Annotated in this window: 16 protein-coding genes; 3 read left to right on the top strand and 13 right to left on the bottom strand. The window is 61.4% G+C overall.

The features are described from left to right. Nucleotides 1-67 precede the first annotated feature (67 nt). From rfaD to gyrA, 13 genes are all read right to left on the bottom strand, one after another. On the bottom strand, nt 68-1069 hold the full coding sequence (rfaD, locus tag LOL23_RS00400; protein ID WP_160976018.1) for an ADP-glyceromanno-heptose 6-epimerase: 1002 nt from the start codon (nt 1067-1069) through the stop codon (nt 68-70). After that, on the bottom strand, nt 1066-1995 hold the full coding sequence (rfaE1, locus tag LOL23_RS00395; protein WP_369414082.1) for a D-glycero-beta-D-manno-heptose-7-phosphate kinase: 930 nt from the start codon (nt 1993-1995) through the stop codon (nt 1066-1068). The genes rfaD and rfaE1 overlap by 4 nt, the downstream gene beginning before the upstream one ends. Further along, nucleotides 1992-3281, bottom strand: a complete 1290-nt coding sequence (lapB, locus tag LOL23_RS00390; protein WP_237172968.1) for a lipopolysaccharide assembly protein LapB — start codon at nt 3279-3281, stop codon at nt 1992-1994. The genes rfaE1 and lapB overlap by 4 nt, the downstream gene beginning before the upstream one ends. Nucleotides 3282-3300: 19 nt before the next feature. Continuing rightward, nucleotides 3301-3624 (bottom strand): lipopolysaccharide assembly protein LapA domain-containing protein, encoded by a 324-nt coding sequence (locus LOL23_RS00385; RefSeq protein WP_160976014.1) that lies wholly within the window; start codon nt 3622-3624, stop codon nt 3301-3303. Between the two features lie 177 nt (nt 3625-3801). Continuing rightward, nucleotides 3802-4155: an integration host factor subunit beta gene (locus LOL23_RS00380; RefSeq protein WP_160976012.1), complete on the bottom strand. Its 354-nt coding sequence runs from the start codon at nt 4153-4155 to the stop codon at nt 3802-3804. 2 nt (nt 4156-4157) lie between these two features. Then, a complete protein-coding gene (rpsA, locus tag LOL23_RS00375) occupies nt 4158-5873 on the bottom strand; it encodes a 30S ribosomal protein S1 (RefSeq protein ID WP_160976010.1) in 1716 nt (571 codons plus the stop codon). Between the two features lie 105 nt (nt 5874-5978). Beyond that, complete coding sequence (gene cmk / locus LOL23_RS00370) at nt 5979-6659, bottom strand: (d)CMP kinase (RefSeq protein WP_237172967.1); 681 nt, start codon at nt 6657-6659, stop codon at nt 5979-5981. Between the two features lie 10 nt (nt 6660-6669). Continuing rightward, nucleotides 6670-8019 carry a 3-phosphoshikimate 1-carboxyvinyltransferase gene (gene aroA / locus LOL23_RS00365; protein WP_237172966.1) on the bottom strand — a complete coding sequence of 450 codons (1350 nt, stop codon included), beginning with the start codon at nt 8017-8019 and terminating at the stop codon, nt 6670-6672. Further along, nucleotides 8016-8915, bottom strand: a complete 900-nt coding sequence (locus LOL23_RS00360) for a prephenate dehydrogenase (RefSeq protein ID WP_160976004.1) — start codon at nt 8913-8915, stop codon at nt 8016-8018. Before LOL23_RS00360 ends, aroA begins: the two co-directional genes overlap by 4 nt. Further along, nucleotides 8912-10048: a histidinol-phosphate transaminase gene (hisC, locus tag LOL23_RS00355; protein ID WP_237172965.1), complete on the bottom strand. Its 1137-nt coding sequence runs from the start codon at nt 10046-10048 to the stop codon at nt 8912-8914. Before hisC ends, LOL23_RS00360 begins: the two co-directional genes overlap by 4 nt. Before the next feature lie 47 nt (nt 10049-10095). Next, entirely contained in the window at nt 10096-11211 is a 1116-nt protein-coding gene (gene pheA, locus LOL23_RS00350) for a prephenate dehydratase (RefSeq protein ID WP_160976000.1), read from the bottom strand. Then, nucleotides 11204-12337, bottom strand: a complete 1134-nt coding sequence (gene serC, locus LOL23_RS00345; protein ID WP_237173174.1) for a 3-phosphoserine/phosphohydroxythreonine transaminase — start codon at nt 12335-12337, stop codon at nt 11204-11206. The genes pheA and serC overlap by 8 nt, the downstream gene beginning before the upstream one ends. Beyond that, nucleotides 12337-15036, bottom strand: coding sequence for a DNA gyrase subunit A (gene gyrA, locus LOL23_RS00340; protein WP_237172964.1), 2700 nt, complete (start codon nt 15034-15036; stop codon nt 12337-12339). The genes serC and gyrA overlap by 1 nt, the downstream gene beginning before the upstream one ends. Before the next feature lie 503 nt (nt 15037-15539). Here gyrA and ompA point away from each other — a divergent pair. From ompA to gph, 3 genes are all read left to right on the top strand, one after another. After that, nucleotides 15540-16124 carry an outer membrane protein OmpA gene (gene ompA / locus LOL23_RS00335; protein ID WP_160975994.1) on the top strand — a complete coding sequence of 195 codons (585 nt, stop codon included), beginning with the start codon at nt 15540-15542 and terminating at the stop codon, nt 16122-16124. Between the two features lie 158 nt (nt 16125-16282). After that, nucleotides 16283-17011: a bifunctional 2-polyprenyl-6-hydroxyphenol methylase/3-demethylubiquinol 3-O-methyltransferase UbiG gene (ubiG, locus tag LOL23_RS00330; RefSeq protein WP_160975992.1), complete on the top strand. Its 729-nt coding sequence runs from the start codon at nt 16283-16285 to the stop codon at nt 17009-17011. A 4-nt stretch (nt 17012-17015) separates the two neighbouring features. Further along, nucleotides 17016-17690 (top strand): phosphoglycolate phosphatase, encoded by a 675-nt coding sequence (gene gph / locus LOL23_RS00325; protein ID WP_160975990.1) that lies wholly within the window; start codon nt 17016-17018, stop codon nt 17688-17690. Nucleotides 17691-17762 lie beyond the last annotated feature (72 nt).

The following is a 17762-nucleotide window of genomic DNA, read 5'->3' as shown; positions in this document are numbered from 1 at the left end:
ATGCTGGCCCTGCAGCGGCCCACCGCAATGCGAAAGCAGCCACGCACCCATTGCACACCAAAGCCCATCAGGCCGTGACTGCGCCGCTGGCGAGCAAGGTATTGACGTATTCGGCGACACCCGTCTGTACGTCGCGCATCGGCTTGGTATAGCCGGCGGCGCGCAACTGTGTGAGATCGGCCTGCGTATGGCTTTGGTAGCGGCCCTTGAGGTCGTCGGGAAAGGGAATGTAGCGCAGCAGTTGGGCCTTGACCAGTTGCTGGAGCGACAACGCCGGTTCGCCGCGATGGGCGCGCAAGGTGTTGACCACGGTGCCGGCCACATCGTTGAACGGCTGGGCGCGCCCCGTGCCGCAGTTGAATATGCCCGATACCTCGGGGTTGTCGAGGAAATGTAGATTTACCGAGACAACATCATCGATGTGAATGAAATCCCGCATCTGGCCGCCATCCTGATAGCCATCCCAACCACCAAACAGGCGTACGTGCCCCTCACGCTGGAATTCGTGCATATTGTGCAGGGCTACGGATGCCATGCGGCCCTTGTGCTGTTCGCGTGGGCCGTACACGTTGAAATAGCGCAGCCCCACCACGGGTGCGACCAAGCCATCCATGCGCCGGCGCAGCACTTGGTCGAAGAGGAATTTGGAATAGCCGTAGACGTTCAGGGGTTTTTCGTTGCGCACGTCTTCGGCATATACAGGCCCCGCACCATATACGGCAGCGGACGAGGCGTAGATGAACGGCACGCGGGCGCGCTGGCTGTATTCGAACAGCTCAAGCGTGACCCTGTAGTTGTTGTCCATCATGTAGTGACCATTGCGCTCGGTGGTGTCGGAGCAGGCACCTTGATGGAAAATCGCCTCGACCTTGCCCAGGTCGCCCGTGGCGACACGCTGACGGAAATCGTCTTTGTGCTGGTAATCGGCAATCTGCGCATCGACGAGGTTGACGAACTTGTCACCCTGCATGAGGTCGTCGACGACCAGGATGTCGGTATGGCCACGCGCGTTCAAGCCACGCACCAAGTTGCTGCCTATGAAGCCGGCGCCGCCGGTTACGATGATCATGAGAGTTCTCCTGCGGTGACGACAGAGGTGCCCAGCTTGCCAACCACCACGCCGCCGGCGCGGTTGGCCCAGGACATGGATTCGGACCAGCTCAAGCCGGCAGCGCGCATCACGGCGAGGGTGGCAAGCACGGTATCGCCCGCGCCCGAAACGTCAAATACTTCGTGAGCATGTGCATTGATGTGTTCGCGCCCCGCCGCCGAGAACAGTGTCATACCCTGCTCCGAGCGCGTGACCAGCAGCGCTTCGAGCCCTAGTTGCTCGCGCAAGCCCTGCGCCCTTGTGGTGAGGTCGTTTTCGTCGTGCCAGGCGCCTACAGCATCGCGCATTTCAGCGCGATTGGGCGTAATAAGGGTGGCGCCCGCGTAGCGACGATACTGATGGCCTTTTGGGTCTACAAGCACCGGCACGCCAGCCTCGCGCGCCATGGCGATCAAGGCTTCGACGTTGCCCAGCGCCCCCTTGGCGTAGTCGGACAGCACGACCAGGTCATGTGAGGGTAACAGTTTGTGATATTGCGCCTGCAGGGCCTCCAGGCACCCCGATGCAGGGGTTTCCTCGAAATCGACGCGCAACAATTGTTGCTGCCGCCCAAGCACACGCATTTTGAGCGTGGTCGGCAGGTGCTCGTCGGCAACCAGGCCCGCATGGATGCCCGCCTCGCTCGCTAGCCTGGATACCGTGGCGCCGGCCTCGTCGGCCCCCACCACACCTACCAAGGAGGCCTGCGCGCCCAGTGCCACAATGTTGCGGGCAACGTTGGCGGCCCCACCCAGGCGATCCTCGCGGCGGGCCACCTTTACCACCGGGACCGGTGCCTCAGGCGAAATGCGGTCGACTTCGCCGAACCAGTAGCGGTCGAGCATGATATCGCCAACCACCAGTATTTTTGCGCGGCTCGCCGCGTCTGCCGGAAACGGCATTATTTGATCTCCTCAAGACGCCGAGGCTCGTAGGTTTCCCAGCTGTTGCAGCCGGGGCACTGCCAATAGAAATGACGGGCTTCAAAACCGCACACATTGCAGGCGTAGCGATCGAGCCGCTGCGTATGCTTGTGAATCAGTGAACGAAGCAGACCGAGGTCGGCGCCTGTGGCGGCTTCGCCGGCGGGAATCACCGGCCCGACGACGGGCGCTTGACCCTGCGCACCCGCCTGGCTGCTGGCAGCGCTCCCCGAGAGATCCGCCTGTACATCGCGTGTCGCCAGTTCGGCTTCGAGCAGGCGATCCAGCCCCAGCAGCGTGGGATGAGCGCGCAGCGACGCCCGCGCAAACGCCCAAGCCGGAACCAGGCCCTGCTGCCGCAGTTCGCGAAACACCACATTGAAGGTGTCGAGCGAGGGATAGCGCTGATAGTGGGCCATGAGCAGCGCCAAGCCCTCGGCCTGCTGCCCAGCCTTGCGATAGCTTTCGAGTAGATCAGCGGCAATCAGGCTGGCGTAATCGGGCGCGATATCGAGCACAGAGGCCAGATAGGCACGCTCATCGCCGGATTTGTTCTCGACCCGTGCGAGTTGTGCGCGCAGCATGGCGATGCGTGCTTCAGACGCCTGGCCTTCCTTGCGCCCCCGCAGCGGGCCTGCGGCGTAATCAGCCGCATCGAGTGCCGTCGTGGCGGCCTTGATATCTGGCGGCTTAGCCATCATTGCCGTAACGGCCTGCTCACACTGGTAGTGGGCGAGCTGCGGCACGGGCTCGTCGACCAGCGCGCGCAGACGCTTGACGGCGTCGATAGCGCGTGGCCAATCGTGTTCAGACTCGTAAATGCGGATCAGGGCCCGAATGGCGGGCACAGCGTAGCGTGTGTCGAGCACTTGCTCGAACGCCTGCTCAGCGCGGTCGAGCAGGCCCGCCTTGAGGAAATCCTGAGCCAGTTCGTGCTGTGCCATTTCACGATCGGACTGCGGCAAATCCGCTCGCGAGAGCAGGCTTTGGTGCACGCGTATGGCGCGCTCCATTTCGCCACGTCGACGAAACAGCCCGCCCAGCGCGAAATGGAGCTCTGTGGTTTCGGGATCGAGCTTGGCAACTTCGACGAAAGCGTCGATGGCGCGGTCAGGCTCTTCGTTGAGCAGGAAGTTCAGACCCTTGAAATAGGAATTGGGCAGCGTGCGGGTTTCGGACAGCATTTGCCTGATGTCGACGCGCGAGGCGATCCAGCCCAGCGCGAAGACCAGTGGCACGAAAATGAGCCACCACGGTTCAAAATCCACGGTAAGAATCCTGGTTGGGTTACAAGGGCGCCATGGGGGCGACTGTTTCAGGAGCGGCGGGCTCGGCCGGGAGAGACGGATGGCGCGCTTTTTCTTCGAGGCGCGAGATTTCGCGGCGTAAACGCGCCTTTTCGCGTCGTGCGCGCAGCAGCGCAGGCGCAGCGATCAACAGGCCCAGCACAACGCCAAGCACAAACACAACCAACATGACCACAATGAGCGGCACACCCGTTATCACCTGATCGGCGAAGAACTTCACGTCGACCGGTTCAGTGTTCTTGAGCGCGAACATCAACACCAGAACAAATACCACCAGCCGCAACAGCCAGACGAGATAACGCATGTCGAGCACTCCAATTGATCGGGAATCTGCTAATTGTAAGGGGAATCGGACGCCGATGACGGCGAGGTGAGCGGCGCGGCAGTGCTCTAAACAAAAACAGGCTCTCCGGAGGAGAGCCTGTAGTGTGCCGGTAAGCCGGTGCAACGTATCGGGGGCGCGATTGGCTGCGCCCCGCAATCAGCCGTGCATGATATGCGGATCAGGCTGAATGTCGAACAGATGCGCTTCGGGTTTATCGAGCGCCGCGTCGAAAGCGGCATCGACCCGCTCGCGCAATTCTTTACCCGGCTTGAAGTGCGGCACCTGCTTGCCAGGCACCATGACTTTTTCACCGGACTTGGGATTGCGCCCTACCCGAGGCAAACGCTGCGATAGGGAAAAGCTGCCAAAACCGCGGATTTCGATGCGCTGCCCGCTGGCCAGCGCCTGCGTCATCGCTTCGAGCACAGTCTTGACGGCGTAGTCCGTATCGCGCGCCGCCAGCTGCGGGTAGCGGCTGGCGAGTATCGCGATGAGTTCCGACTTGGTCACAATCAGCTATCGTCGCGCGCCTGGTCGAGCTTGGCCTTGAGCAGTGCGCCCAGATTGGTCGTGCCCGACGAAGCGCTGGCTTCGGACATGCGCTGGATGGTGTCCGCGGTTTCGGCGTTGTCGCGCGCCTTGATCGACAACTGGATCGAGCGCGCCTTGCGATCGATGTTGATGATCATGGCGTCGACGCTGTCGCCGGCCTTGAGCACGGTAGTGGCGTCTTCGACACGGCCGCTGGAGATCTCGGAAGCACGCAGGTAGCCTTCGACATCGACCGACAGCGTCACGACGGCGCCCTTGGGCTCGACGGACTTGATCGTGCCTTGGACCACGGCACCCTTGTCATAGGTAGCGACGTAGTTGTTGAACGGATCGCCTTCCAGCTGTTTGATACCCAGAGAAATGCGCTCTTTCTCGGTGTCGATGCCAAGAACCACGGCGTCGATTTCGTCGCCCTTCTTGAAGTTGCGAACCGCTTCTTCGCCGGTTTCGGCCCAGGAAAGATCGGACAGGTGAACCAGACCGTCGATGCCGCCAGGCAGGCCGACAAACACACCGAAGTCGGTGATCGACTTGATGGCGCCATGGACCTTGTCGCCACGCTTGAAGTTGATCGAGAACTCTTCCCAGGGGTTGGGACGGCACTGCTTCATGCCCAGAGAGATGCGGCGACGGTCTTCGTCGATTTCGAGAACCATGACTTCGACTTCATCGCCCAGGGTGACAACCTTGCGCGGATCGACGTTCTTGTTGGTCCAGTCCATTTCGGAGACGTGCACCAGGCCTTCGATGCCTGCTTCGACTTCAACGAACGAGCCGTAGTCGGTGAGGTTGGTGACCTTGCCGAACAGGCGCGTACCTTGCGGGTAACGGCGAGCAAGGCCGATCCAGGGATCTTCGCCCAGTTGCTTGACGCCCAGGGAGACGCGGCTCTTTTCCTGGTCGAACTTGAGCACCTTGGCTTCGACTTCCTGGCCCACTTGCAGGACTTCGGAGGGGTGACGGACACGGCGCCAAGCCATATCGGTGATGTGGAGCAAGCCATCGATACCGCCCAGGTCGACGAACGCGCCGTAGTCGGTGATGTTCTTGACCACACCCTTGACCACTGCACCTTCGTGCAGGGTTTCGAGCAGCTTCTGGCGTTCTTCGCCCATGCTGGCCTCGAGCACGGCGCGGCGCGACAGGACGACGTTGTTGCGCTTGCGGTCGAGCTTGATGACCTTGAATTCGAGGGTCTTGCCTTCGTACGGCGTAGTGTCCTTGACGGGGCGCAGGTCGACCAGCGAACCCGGCAGGAAGGCGCGGATGCCGTTGGTCATGACGGTGAGGCCGCCCTTGACCTTGCCAGTGATGGTACCGTTGACCAGATCACCGGATTCGAGAGCTTGTTCGAGTTGCAGCCAGGCCGACAGGCGCTTGGCGCGATCGCGCGACAGGATGGTGTCGCCGTAGCCGTTTTCGAGCGAATCGATGGCCACCGAGACAAAATCGCCAGATTCGACTTCGATTTCGCCTTGGTCGTTCAGGAACTCTTCGAGGGGGATGAGTGCCTCGGACTTGAGACCGGCATTGACCACGACGAAATTGTGATCGATACGAACAACTTCAGCCGAAATGACCTCGCCGGACTTCATGTCCTGGTTTTTGAGGCTTTCGGCAAAAAGATCGGCGAAGCTTTCGCCGCCAAAAGCGGCTTGGGTTACGTTGGTGGACATTACAGTATCCGTTTGGCCACGATGGCCGTTAATAACACACCAGGGAGGTTTGCCTGCCCCAGTGGAGTGAGAGAAAAACCCTGCGCCGTGGCATTGGCTTACGAGCTATGCCCCCGGCGCTGAGCCCCTGGTGCCCGACCACAGGCCGAGCACTTTGCTGACCGTTTCGTCGATGGACAAACATGACGAATCGATGGTGTGGGCATCGGCCGCCGCGACAAGCGGAGCGTTAACCCGGCTGCGGTCGCGTTCATCGCGCGCACGCATATCTTCCAGCAAGTTTGCTAGGTTAGCAGAAAAGCCCTTTTCCTTCAACTGCTTACAGCGCCTTTCAGCACGTGCCCGGACATCGGCAACCAGGAATATTTTGAGGGGAGCATCCCGGAACACGACCGTGCCCATATCGCGGCCATCGGCAACCAAGCCCGGCGCCTTGCGAAAGGCCCGCTGACGCTCGAGCAAGGCCTCACGCAGCGGCGCGTAGGCAGCAATACGGGACGCCAGATTGCCGATTTCTTCCTCACGGATGAGCGCCCCCACATCGCGACCGTCCAGGAAGATGCGCTGGTCGCGAAAAGCAACGTCCAGATCGCGGGCAACCCGGGCAACGGCCAGTTCGTCGGTGGGATCGACGCCTTGCTGGCGGACCGCCAGCGCACTCAGGCGATACAGCGCACCGCTGTCGAGCACACCCCAACCCAGCGCGCTGGCCACGTGGTGGGCGATTGTGCCTTTGCCCGATGCGGTCGGGCCGTCGATGGTAATGACGGGTACGAATGCATTCATAGGAAACGCCTTATGCTTTGACCAACTGGCGAAACACCGGGAAGTATCCCGGGAAGGTCTTGCCGACGCAATCGGGATCCTCAATGGTGACCCCTTCAGGCCCGAAGGCCGCCAGCGAAAAGCACATGGCCATGCGGTGGTCGTCATAGGTAGCGATGCTGGCTCGGCGCCACCCCCCTGCCTGGATTGGATGCACGGTTAGCCAGTCGGGGCCCGACTCGACACGCGCTCCCAGCTTTTCCAGTTCGGCATGCATGGCATCGATACGGTCGGTTTCCTTGACACGCCAACTGCCGATATTGCGCAAGGTGCAGGGGCCGTCGGCAAATACGGCCATGGCCGCCGCTGTCATGGCCGCGTCGGGGATGAGGTTGAAATCACGATCGAAGGCGCGCAGCCGCTCGCCAGCCGCCACACGGGGCCCGGATACTTCGATGCTGGCATCGTGGCGCACCACCGTGGCGCCCATTGCCTCGACCACGTCGGCGAAGGCAATGTCACCCTGCATGCTGGCCGCACCCGCCCCTTCGATACGCACCGGCCCGCCACCCAGGGCGCCCAGAGCCATAAAATACGAGGCCGAGGAGGCGTCGCCTTCAACATCCAGGCACTCGACCGCGCGATAGCGCGCGTCTGCGGGGATCACAAAACGCTGCCAGCCTTCACGGGCAACGTTGATGCCGAACTGCTCCAGCAGGCGCAGGGTGATCAGGATGTAAGGCTTGGAGATCAGCTCGCCATCGACGTCAATGGCCAGTGCGCGGCCGGTGCGAGCGACCAGCAGCGGCGCTGCCATTAGCAAGGCAGTCAGAAACTGGCTGGATACGGAGCCTTTTACTTTCACACTGGCGGGCACATCCGCAGGCCCGGTGGGAGCCTCGGCCTGCGCGCCCAGCCGCACCGGCGGATAACCAGGATTGCCAAGATAGTCGATCGACGCCCCCAGCGCACGCAAGGCATCGACCAGGTCGCCGATGGGTCGCTCATGCATGCGCGGCACGCCCGACAAATGGTAGCTGCCGCCCATGAGCGCCAGCGCGGCGGTTAATGGTCGGAACGCAGTACCAGCGTTGCCCAGAAACAATTCCGCCTGGCGCACCGGAAACGGATTGGCGCCATGCACCACCATTTCACCGGGCGCGACGTCGTCGATCCGTACACCCAAGGCACGCAACGCCGCAATCATGACGCGTGTGTCGTCGGAATCGAGCACGCCGCGCAACCTGCTGGGACCGTCGGCCAACGCCGCGAGCAGCAGCACGCGGTTAGAGATGCTCTTGGACCCCGGCAATTGCACTACGCCGCTGGCCGAGACGACGGGCGGAAGATAAAGTTCACCGGCATGTTGTGAGTGATTCATTTCAAGCCGCTCCTGCTGGCCCATAGGCGGCGCGCCAGCGCCGCGCGTTCAAGAAAATTTTCGAGCGTGCGGCCATCGCCGTCGCGCAAAGCCTGCTCGGCGTGGTCGAGCGCCGCGCGGACCTCCTGCAGTTCGCTCAGGACGGCATCGCGGTTGCTCAGGAAAATATCGCGCCAAACTTCAGGGGAGCCCGCCGCAATCCGCGTGAAATCGCGAAAACCGCTGCCCGCCAACGCCAGCCGTACATCGGCGTCGGGCGCCATGGCAACCTGCCACATGAACACGGACGACAGGAAGTGAGGAATGTGGCTCACCGAGGCCAGCACAGTGTCGTGCGCCTGGGCATCGAGCGTGAGCAGCCTGGCTCCGCAAGCCTCCCAGAGCCGGGCCACGAGCGCGCGATCAGCAGCGGCGTTCTCAGGCAGAGGGGTCAGGATGACGTTGCGGCCGCGATACAGTTGGGCGTCGGCGGCGGCCGGGCCGGTCTGCTCGGCGCCCGCAATGGGATGGCCCGGCACGAACTGGCTGACCTGTTCACCCAGCGCGAGGCGCGCGGCGGCAATCACATCTGCTTTGGTGCTGCAGGCATCGGTGATAATCGTATGCGCCCGCAGGTGTGCCTTCATAGCGGCCAGCGTCGCGCCCACTGCGCCAACAGGCGTCGCAAGCAGGATGACATCGGCCTGCGCCGCGGCTTGCTCGGCAGTGGCAATCTCGTCGATCAGGCCCAGTGCATGCGCCTGCTCCAGCGCTTTGGCGCTGCGCCCCACCCCTAGTACCCGGCCGACAACGCCAGCATGCTTGAGCGCTGCCGCGAACGATCCACCAATAAGCCCTACGCCCACGACTGCGAGTACAGGCACATGCACTGTGCCGCGCGACGCGCTCTGGCTCATGCCGGCTTGAGAATTTCGGTCAACGCCTCGATGAAGCGCGCGTTTTCCTCCGGCAGCCCAATAGATACGCGCAGCCACTCGGGCAGGCCGTCGCCCGTCACCGGACGCACGATGACGCCGCGCTTGAGCAGGGCCATATTGATGGCCGCCGCATCGCCCACCTTGACCAGCACGAAATTGCCGTAGCTGGGCACATACTGCAGGCCCAGCCGAGCAAATGCGTCAGTGAGCGCTTGCTTGCCGGCCTTGTTGACCTCGTAGGCACGCTGCAGGAAGGGTGCATCACCCAGTACAGCAATAGCGGCGGCCTGAGCCAGCGTGTTGACATTGAACGGCTGGCGTACCCGATTGAGCAGATCGGTAAGGCGCGGCTGTGCCAGCGCATACCCCACGCGCAACCCCGCCAGCCCATAGGCCTTCGAGAATGTGCGGGTTACGATGAGGTTTGGATAGCGGCGCACCCATGCGGCGCTGTCGAAACGCAATGCCGGGTCGAGATACTCCGTATAGGCTTCGTCCAGCACCACCGTGACGCGCTCGCCGTGTGTGTCGTACATGCGCTGCAGGAAACGGGCAACGTCCGCATGCGGCACAAAGGTGCCCGTAGGGTTGTTGGGATTGGCGATGAACACCAGCCGGGTATCGGGCGTGATCGCATCGAACATGGCATCCAGATCGTGGCCGTAGTCGCGGGCAGGCACCACGACGTGCCGCGCGCCGCGCGCCTGGGTAGCCAGGCGGTAGACCGCGAAAGAATACTGCGCATAGACACAGTCTGCCCCGGGGTGCAGCAGTGCCAGCGAAATGATCTCGAGCAGGTCGTTGGAGCCATTGCCCAGCGTGATCCAGTCGGCCGGCACGTCATAGCGCGCGGACAACGCAGCCTTCAGGTCGAAGCCATTGGCGTCCGGGTAACGCGCCAGCGTCGCTGCGGCGGCCAACATCGCCGCCTGCGCGGATGCGGGAAAGCCAAGCGGATTCTCGTTGGAGGCGAGCTTGACAATGGCGGCGGGGTCGAGCCCGAACTCGCGTGCGAGTTCTTCAATAGGCTTGCCGGCCTGGTATGGCGCAATGCCCAGAATGTAGTCGGGCACCAGCGCGGCCCGGGAAGCGCTATTGACAGCGGAAGTCATACGTTGTGCCCTGAAATCGTAAACGGCGATTGCTATTACTGTTGCGATTACTGCTGCTGGGGATACGAGCCCAGCACCTTGAAGAAGGCAACCTGTTGCTTGAGCTGAGCCAGCGCCCGCGCCACGGCGGGTTCGCTGCGATGACCCAGCAGATCGACATAAAAGTAGTATTCCCACGCCCCGGTGCGGGCCGGGCGCGATTCGAGCCGCGTCATGGACACGCCATTGGCCGCCAACGGCGCCAGCATATCGTATACGGCGCCCGCGCGATTGGGAACGGCAAGAATAATGCTGGTCTTGTCGTTGCCGGTGGGCAGGGTTTCGATGGCGCCAACCGCCAGGAAACGCGTGCGGTTCTGCGGATCGTCCTGGATGCCCGCCGCCACAATGCCCAGCTCCCAGGCAATCGCGGCAGTATCACCAGCGATCGCCGCAACGGTTGGGTCTTGCGCCGCGATGCGGGCAGCCTCGCCATTACTGGATGCGGCATCACGCACCAGATGTGGCACATGTTGAGTAAGCCAAGCCTGGCACTGCGCCAGCGCTTGCGGATGCGCCATCACACGCGTTACGCCTTCGAGCGTGCCCGACTTGGTGAGCAAGTTGTGATGAATGTTGAGCGAACGCTCGGCCAGCACCTTGAGCGAGGTATTGAGCAGCAGGTCCAGCGTGCGGTTGACGGCACCTTCGGTCGAGTTTTCGACCGGCACCATACCGACATCGGCCTGGCCGGCCTCGACGGCGCGAAAGACCTCGTCGAATGAATCGCAGCGCAGTCGCGTGATGGCGTGGCCGAAATGCTCGAGTGCGGCCTGCTCGGAAAACGAACCCTGAGGCCCCAGGAAAGCCACCGTGAGCGCGCTCTCCAGGCCGCGACAGGTGGAAATGATCTGCGACCAGACCGCGTCGACCGCTTCGGCGGTGAATGGGCCCGGATTGAGCGCCTGCAGACGGCGGATGATCATAGCCTCGCGCTCGGGCTTGAGGATAGGCCCATCGACGTCGAAGGATTCTTTGACCTTGCCGACTTCGAGCGCGGTGTTGGCGCGCTGGTTCAGCAGGTCGAGAATCTGCTCGTCGATTGTATCGATGCGGTCGCGCAGCGGCTTGAGCTGCGCCTGCAGTTCGGCCGTGCCGGCGTTGTAAGACTCTGTGTTATCCATGGCGGCGTTCGAAATCCCGCAGATAGTCGATCAGGGCGTGCACGGCCTCGAGCGGCACGGCGTTATAGATGGAGGCGCGCATGCCACCCACGGACTTGTGCCCCTTGAGCTGCAGCAGCCCCGCGGCCTCGGCGCCTTCAAGGAAGGCGCTGTTGAGCGATTCGTCGCGCAGTTGGAACGGGACGTTCATGCGCGAGCGCGCCGACGGCTGGATGCGGTTTACATACAGCGAAGACTGGTCGAGATAGGTGTAAAGCGCCTGGGCCTTGGCGATATTGGCCTGCTCGATGGCCGCCACACCGCCCTGCCGCTTTAGCCACTTGAACACCAGGCCCGCCATGTAAATAGCATAGGTAGGCGGTGTATTGAACATAGAGCCCGCCTCGGCGACGTTGGCATAATCGAATGCCGAGGGGCAAATGGACAACGCATGGCCGATCAGGCGCTTGTTGACAATTACAACGGTGAGGCCTGCGGGGCCCGCATTTTTTTGCGCGCCCGCATATACCATGCCGACCTTGCTGAAATCGATGGGGCGCGACAGGAAATGCGACGAAACATCGGCCACCAGCGGCACATCAGGCGCGCCCACCGCAGCCATATCGGGCCAATCGGCGAACTCCAGCCCGCCTATGGTTTCGTTGGCGCACAGGTGCAGGTAGGCCGCGTTTTTGCGCACCTGCCAGGTGTCGGGCGCCGGATACCAGGTATATGGTGTCTGCTCAACGCCGTCGATCGTAGCCGCCACGCCAGACGTGGCCGCCACGGCAATATCGCCATAACGCTGGGCTTCTTTGTGCGACTTGACGGACCAGCTTCCGGTCAGAATGTAGTCGGCGCGGTTCAGGCCATCGCGACCGATCAGATTCATGGGCACGATGGCATTTTCGGCCGTTGCCCCACCCTGCATGAACAGGATCTCGAAATCATCGGGCACGGCCAGCAGCTCGCGCAAATCGGCCACGGCCTCATCGCGGATCTGCGTGAACTGCCGCCCGCGATGGCTCATTTCCATGACAGACATACCGCTGCCATGCCAATCTGTCATCTCGGCCGCCGCCTGCTGCAATACTTCGAGAGGCATGGCTGAAGGGCCTGCCGAAAAATTCCAGGGTCGCATCGGGATTATTCCTTGCCTTCACCAGTGTCTTGTTGATCGCTGCCTTCAGCGCCGGGATTGCCAGCGCCCTCGCTGGTATCACTGCCTGCATCGAGGCCGGCACCGTTGGCTTCGTCTTCGCCTGCTTCGTCGTCGGCGTCGCTTTCGACGACACGGCGCACGCCAGACAGCATGCTGTTTTCGTCGACGCTGATGAGCGTGACGCCTTGCGTGGCGCGGCCCATTTCGCGGATCTCGGCAACCCGGGTGCGCACCAGCACGCCGCCGGTGGTGATCAGCATGATTTCATCGGACGGGCGCACCAGGACGGCGCCAACCACCTTGCCGTTGCGCGCGGTGGTCTGGATGGCGATCATGCCTTTGGTGCCGCGACCGTGGCGCGTGTATTCGACAATTGAGGTGCGCTTGCCGTAGCCGTTTTCGGTGGCGGTGAGCACGCTTTGCGTTTCGTCGCCGGCAACCAGCAGCGAAATGACAGACTGCCCTTCTTCGAGCGTCATGCCGCGCACGCCGCGCGCTGTGCGGCCCATGGGGCGCACATCGTTTTCGTCGAAGCGCACAGCCTTGCCCGCATCGGAGAACAGCATGACATCATGCTGGCCGTCGGTAAGGTCGGCGCCGATCAGGAAGTCGCCCTCATCGAGCGCAACAGCAATGATGCCGGCTTTGCGCGGGTTGGAGAAATCAGAAAGAGGGGTCTTTTTGACCGTACCGCGCGACGTGGCCATGAACACGTAGTGATCATCGCTGAACTCGCGAACCGAGAGCACCACAGTGATCTTCTCGCCGTCTTGCAGCGGGAACATATTGACGATGGGCCGGCCGCGCGAATTGCGCGAACCTTGAGGCACTTCCCAGACTTTGAGCCAGTAGACTCGGCCGCGATCCGAGAAGCACAGCAGGAAGTCGTGCGTATTGGCAATAAACAGCTGGTCGATCCAATCGTTTTCTTTCATGGTCGTGGCCTGCTTGCCCCGGCCACCCCGTTTCTGGGAACGGTATTCGGAAAGCGGCTGACTCTTGATATAACCAGACTGCGACAAGGTCACCACCATATCCATGGGGGTGATGAGATCTTCGGTATCGAGTTCAGTGGCGTTTCGCTCGATCTCGGAGCGGCGGCTGTCTTTCGCGCCGGTGGAGAATTCGGCCTTGATCGCCAGCAGTTCGTCGGAGATGACCTGCGTAATACGCTCGGGACGCGCAAGCATGTCGAGCAGGTCGGCGATCGTGGCCATGACGTCTCTGTATTCGCCGACAATCTTGTCCTGCTCCAGCCCGGTAAGGCGCTGCAGGCGCATATTGAGGATTTCCTGGGCCTGCACGTCGCTGAGGCGATATAGGCCGTCTTCCTGGAGACCATACTCGGCAGGCAGCGACTCGGGGCGATAGGCAACGCGCCCACCCACGGCACTGTTGTCGTCGGCGCGCACCAGCATTTCGCGCACCAAGGACGAATCCCATGACCGGGCCATGAGTTCTTGACGAGCCACGGGGGGAGTGGGGGCTGCCTTGATGATGGCAATGAAATCATCGATATTGGCCAGCGCCACCGCCAGGCCTTCGAGCACGTGGCCCCGGTCGCGCGCCTTGCGCAGCTGGAACACTGTGCGGCGGGTAACAACCTCGCGTCGATGCGCCAGGAAGTACGAAACCATCTGCTTGAGATTGAGCAGGCGCGGCTGGCCATCGACCAGTGCCACCATGTTCATGCCGAACGTATCCTGCAACTGCGTATTCTTGTACAGATTGTTCAGGATGACTTCGGGCACCTCACCACGCTTGAGCTCGATCACCAGGCGCATGCCGTCCTTGTCGGACTCGTCGCGGATATCGGAAATGCCTTCGATTTTCTTTTCGTTGACCAGCTCGGCGATTTTTTCCTGGAGCGTCTTTTTGTTGACCTGGTAAGGGATGGCGTCAACGATAATGGCCTGCCGGTTACCCCTTTCCATGTCTTCGAAGTGGGTTTTGGCCCGCATGATTACGCGCCCGCGGCCCGTGCGGTAGCCTTCGCGCACGCCCGACAGGCCATAAATAATGCCGCCGGTGGGAAAATCGGGCGCGGGGATGAATTCGATCAGTTCATCAACCGTGCACTCGGGGTTGCGCAGGCAATACAAGCAGCCATCGACCACCTCGGCCAGGTTGTGCGGCGGGATATTGGTGGCCATGCCAACGGCAATGCCGGAGCTGCCGTTGACCAGCAGGTTGGGCAGACGCGAAGGCAACAGCAGCGGTTCCTGCTCGGCGCCATCGTAGTTGGGCCCAAAATTGACAGTTTCCTGGTCGATATCTGCGAGCAGCTCATGCGCAATCTTGCTCAGGCGAATTTCGGTGTAACGCATCGCGGCAGCACTGTCGCCGTCAATGGAGCCGAAGTTGCCTTGCCCGTCCACCAGCATATAGCGCAGGGAGAAATCCTGCGCCATGCGCACAATGGTGTCGTACACCGCGGAATCGCCATGGGGGTGATATTTACCGATGACGTCGCCGACGATACGCGCCGATTTCTTATAGGCGCGATTCCAGTCGTTATTTAATTCGTGCATGGCAAACAGCACGCGCCTATGCACCGGCTTGAGGCCGTCGCGAACATCTGGCAGCGCCCGGCCAATGATCACGCTCATGGCGTAATCGAGATAGCTGCGGCGCATTTCCTCTTCCAGCGATATGGGAAGAGTCTCCTTGGCGAAGGAATCCATATAGTGTCTTGAATTTATATAAGTGAAGCGATTGAATCCCGCCGATGTCGGGCAGAATAAGAAATTCTAGCACTTCCCCCCAGGATGGCCGCGTAGCGGGGCCATTACCCGCCCCTGCGGCATATACCTCTCTATATATAAGAGGAAAGAAGATACAGGGCTGCGCCAGGACGCATTGATACACGGGAGCCCCCGAACGCCCAAGAGCCGCATACCTCGGTATGCCTGGGAGTCTTCATAAAGCACTTTAATCCTCCCCGCGCCCTGTCGCGTAAAACCAACATTATTTGCGGGTATCCCGGCGAAATCCGTCAATCTGGCGAATATGTATCACTCAGTCTTAACCTGCGGCCCGGAAATGCCGTAAGATTCCTTCTAACACGCATGAAACCCAGCGCAATTCTTTGATTAATTCATAGCGTTGCTATACTGGCTCCGTTTTTTAAGATGCGGCGGGGGTTCGCTGCGGTCACTTACCAGCATTAAGCTCAATGAGGAGAAACATGAACAAACCCTCCAAAATCGCACTCGCACTCGCCATTGCCGCTGTGACGGCGTCTGGTGCAGTTTCTGCGCAAACCGTCGACAACTGGCGCAACCCGTTCGGCGACGTCTGGAAGAACGGTACCCGCGAACTCTGCTGGCGCGACAACTTCTGGACGCCCGCCACCGGCATCCCCGGGTGTGATGGCGTGCCAGTCGCTCAGGCCCAAGCTCCCGTGGTCGCCCCGACTGCCACCAAAGTCGTGCTGAACGCTGATACGTTCTTCGACTTCGACAAGTCCACCATCAAGCCCGAAGGCCGTCAGATTCTGGATCAAGTCGCCGCTCAGGTCAGCAACATGAACCTGGAAACCCTGATTGCCACCGGTCACACCGACTCCATCGGTACCGAGAAGTACAACCAGGGCCTGTCCGAGCGTCGTGCCAATGCCGTCAAGACCTACCTGGTCGGCAAGGGCATCCCCGCAGATCGCATCTACGCCGAAGGCAAGGGTGAAACGCAGCCTGTCGCGTCCAACAAGACCCGCGAAGGTCGCGCACAAAACCGCCGCGTCGAGATCGAGATCGTCGGTAGCCGCAAGTAATACCGCTGCGCGGAGCGTGCGGTTCTACCGCACGTTAAACGCTACAATAAGGGCTCCCCTGTGGGAGCCCTTATTCATTTATGCGGCCGTTGGCTTGACGGCGGCTGCCCCGATGGCCCGGCCTCGATCGCCCATCGACTATTTCCCGGAAACCTTGCATGAATGCCACCTCTTCCTCCACCGGAAGTCAGAACGCCGACCAGGCAGAGCTCGATAAATTCAGCGCACTGGCCTCGCGCTGGTGGGACGCCGAAAGCGAATTCAAGCCTCTGCATATGATCAACCCGCTGCGGCTGGGCTGGATCAAGGAAATTGCCGGCTCACTGGCAGGCAAATCCATTGTCGATGTCGGTTGCGGGGGCGGCATATTGGCGGAAAGCCTCGCCCGCGAAGGCGCACAGGTCACCGGCATCGACCTGGCTCACAAATCACTGCAGGTGGCAAAGCTTCATGGGCTGGAGTCGGGCATCAAAGTCGCCTATGAAGCGATCAGTGCCGAAGATCTCGCCGCGCGTGAACCAGGCGCATTCGACATCGTCACCTGCATGGAAATGCTGGAGCACGTGCCCGAACCTGCCTCGGTGGTGCAGGCGTGCGCCACGCTGGTCAAACCGGGTGGCTACGTTTTCTTCTCCACCCTGAACCGCAACCCAAAATCCTTCCTGTTCGCGATCGTGGGGGCTGAGTATCTGCTCAATATGCTGCCTAAAGGCACACACAGCTACGAAAACTTCATCAAGCCCAGCGAGCTGGCAGCCTCGGCCAGACAGGCGGGGCTATCGGTCACGCATATGGCCGGCATGGAATACAACCCGCTCACACAAATCTATCGCATGTCGCGCGACACATCCGTCAATTACCTGATGGCCACTCGGCGCGAAGCCTGACTCCATGAAAAAACTGGTTCTGTTCGATTTTGACGGCACCCTGGCCGACACTGCGCCGGACTTGGCCGCCGCAGCCAACAAACAGCGCGCGCGGCGCGGTCTGCCTCCTCTGCCCTACGAAATGTTGCGGCCCTATGCGTCGGCTGGCGCCCGCGGGCTGCTAATGGCCGGGCTGGGCATCGCGCCGGGCAGCGATGAATACGAACGCTCACGCCGCCAATTCCTTGAAGACTACGAAAACGACATGACACGGCATACCGCGCTGTTTCCGGGCATTGCAGAACTGCTGGCAACGCTGCGCGATCAAGGCTATGCCTGGGGCATCGTCACCAACAAAATGGAATACTTGGCCAAGCCGCTGGTGGCACACTTGGGGCTGGACGCCGATTGCGCAGTCACCGTAGGCGGCGATACAACTGCGCATGCCAAACCACACCCCGCGCCGCTCCTGCATGCAGCCCATGAAACCGGCTTTGCGCCACATGACTGTATATATATAGGCGATGACGAGCGGGATATCATTGCGGGCAAGGCAGCGGGCATGGCAACCATTGTGGCCGCGTACGGCTATTGTGGCGCCAACACGGCGCTGCACAACTGGGCGGCCGATGCGATTGCCGCCACGCCCGCTGAGATTTGGCCTGTTGTGCAGCACTGGAGCCTAGGCCAGGCGCGCTAAGCCGATTTGTGGGCAGCCCTATATAAACAATGGCACAACGACGCATGCAGCATCAGGCTGCATGCGTCGTTG

This window comes from Paracandidimonas lactea (assembly GCF_021653995.1).
GTDB classification, from domain to species: Bacteria; Pseudomonadota; Gammaproteobacteria; order Burkholderiales; family Burkholderiaceae_B; genus Allopusillimonas; species Allopusillimonas lactea.
The sequence above is the reverse complement of the archived record's forward strand: the minus strand, read 5'-3'. Positions and strand labels throughout refer to the sequence as shown.

Coding starts and splice junctions, on each gene's coding strand:
- aroA (WP_237172966.1), bottom strand. CDS start 8,019: ATGAATCACTCACAACATGCCGGTGAACTTTATCTTCCGCCCGTCGTC.
- ompA (WP_160975994.1), top strand. CDS start 15,540: ATGAACAAACCCTCCAAAATCGCACTCGCACTCGCCATTGCCGCTGTG.
- gyrA (WP_237172964.1), bottom strand. CDS start 15,036: ATGGATTCCTTCGCCAAGGAGACTCTTCCCATATCGCTGGAAGAGGAA.
- rfaD (WP_160976018.1), bottom strand. CDS start 1,069: ATGATCATCGTAACCGGCGGCGCCGGCTTCATAGGCAGCAACTTGGTG.
- LOL23_RS00360 (WP_160976004.1), bottom strand. CDS start 8,915: ATGAGCCAGAGCGCGTCGCGCGGCACAGTGCATGTGCCTGTACTCGCA.
- LOL23_RS00385 (WP_160976014.1), bottom strand. CDS start 3,624: ATGCGTTATCTCGTCTGGCTGTTGCGGCTGGTGGTATTTGTTCTGGTG.
- pheA (WP_160976000.1), bottom strand. CDS start 11,211: ATGGATAACACAGAGTCTTACAACGCCGGCACGGCCGAACTGCAGGCG.
- cmk (WP_237172967.1), bottom strand. CDS start 6,659: ATGAATGCATTCGTACCCGTCATTACCATCGACGGCCCGACCGCATCG.
- ubiG (WP_160975992.1), top strand. CDS start 16,283: ATGAATGCCACCTCTTCCTCCACCGGAAGTCAGAACGCCGACCAGGCA.
- gph (WP_160975990.1), top strand. CDS start 17,016: ATGAAAAAACTGGTTCTGTTCGATTTTGACGGCACCCTGGCCGACACT.
- hisC (WP_237172965.1), bottom strand. CDS start 10,048: ATGACTTCCGCTGTCAATAGCGCTTCCCGGGCCGCGCTGGTGCCCGAC.
- rpsA (WP_160976010.1), bottom strand. CDS start 5,873: ATGTCCACCAACGTAACCCAAGCCGCTTTTGGCGGCGAAAGCTTCGCC.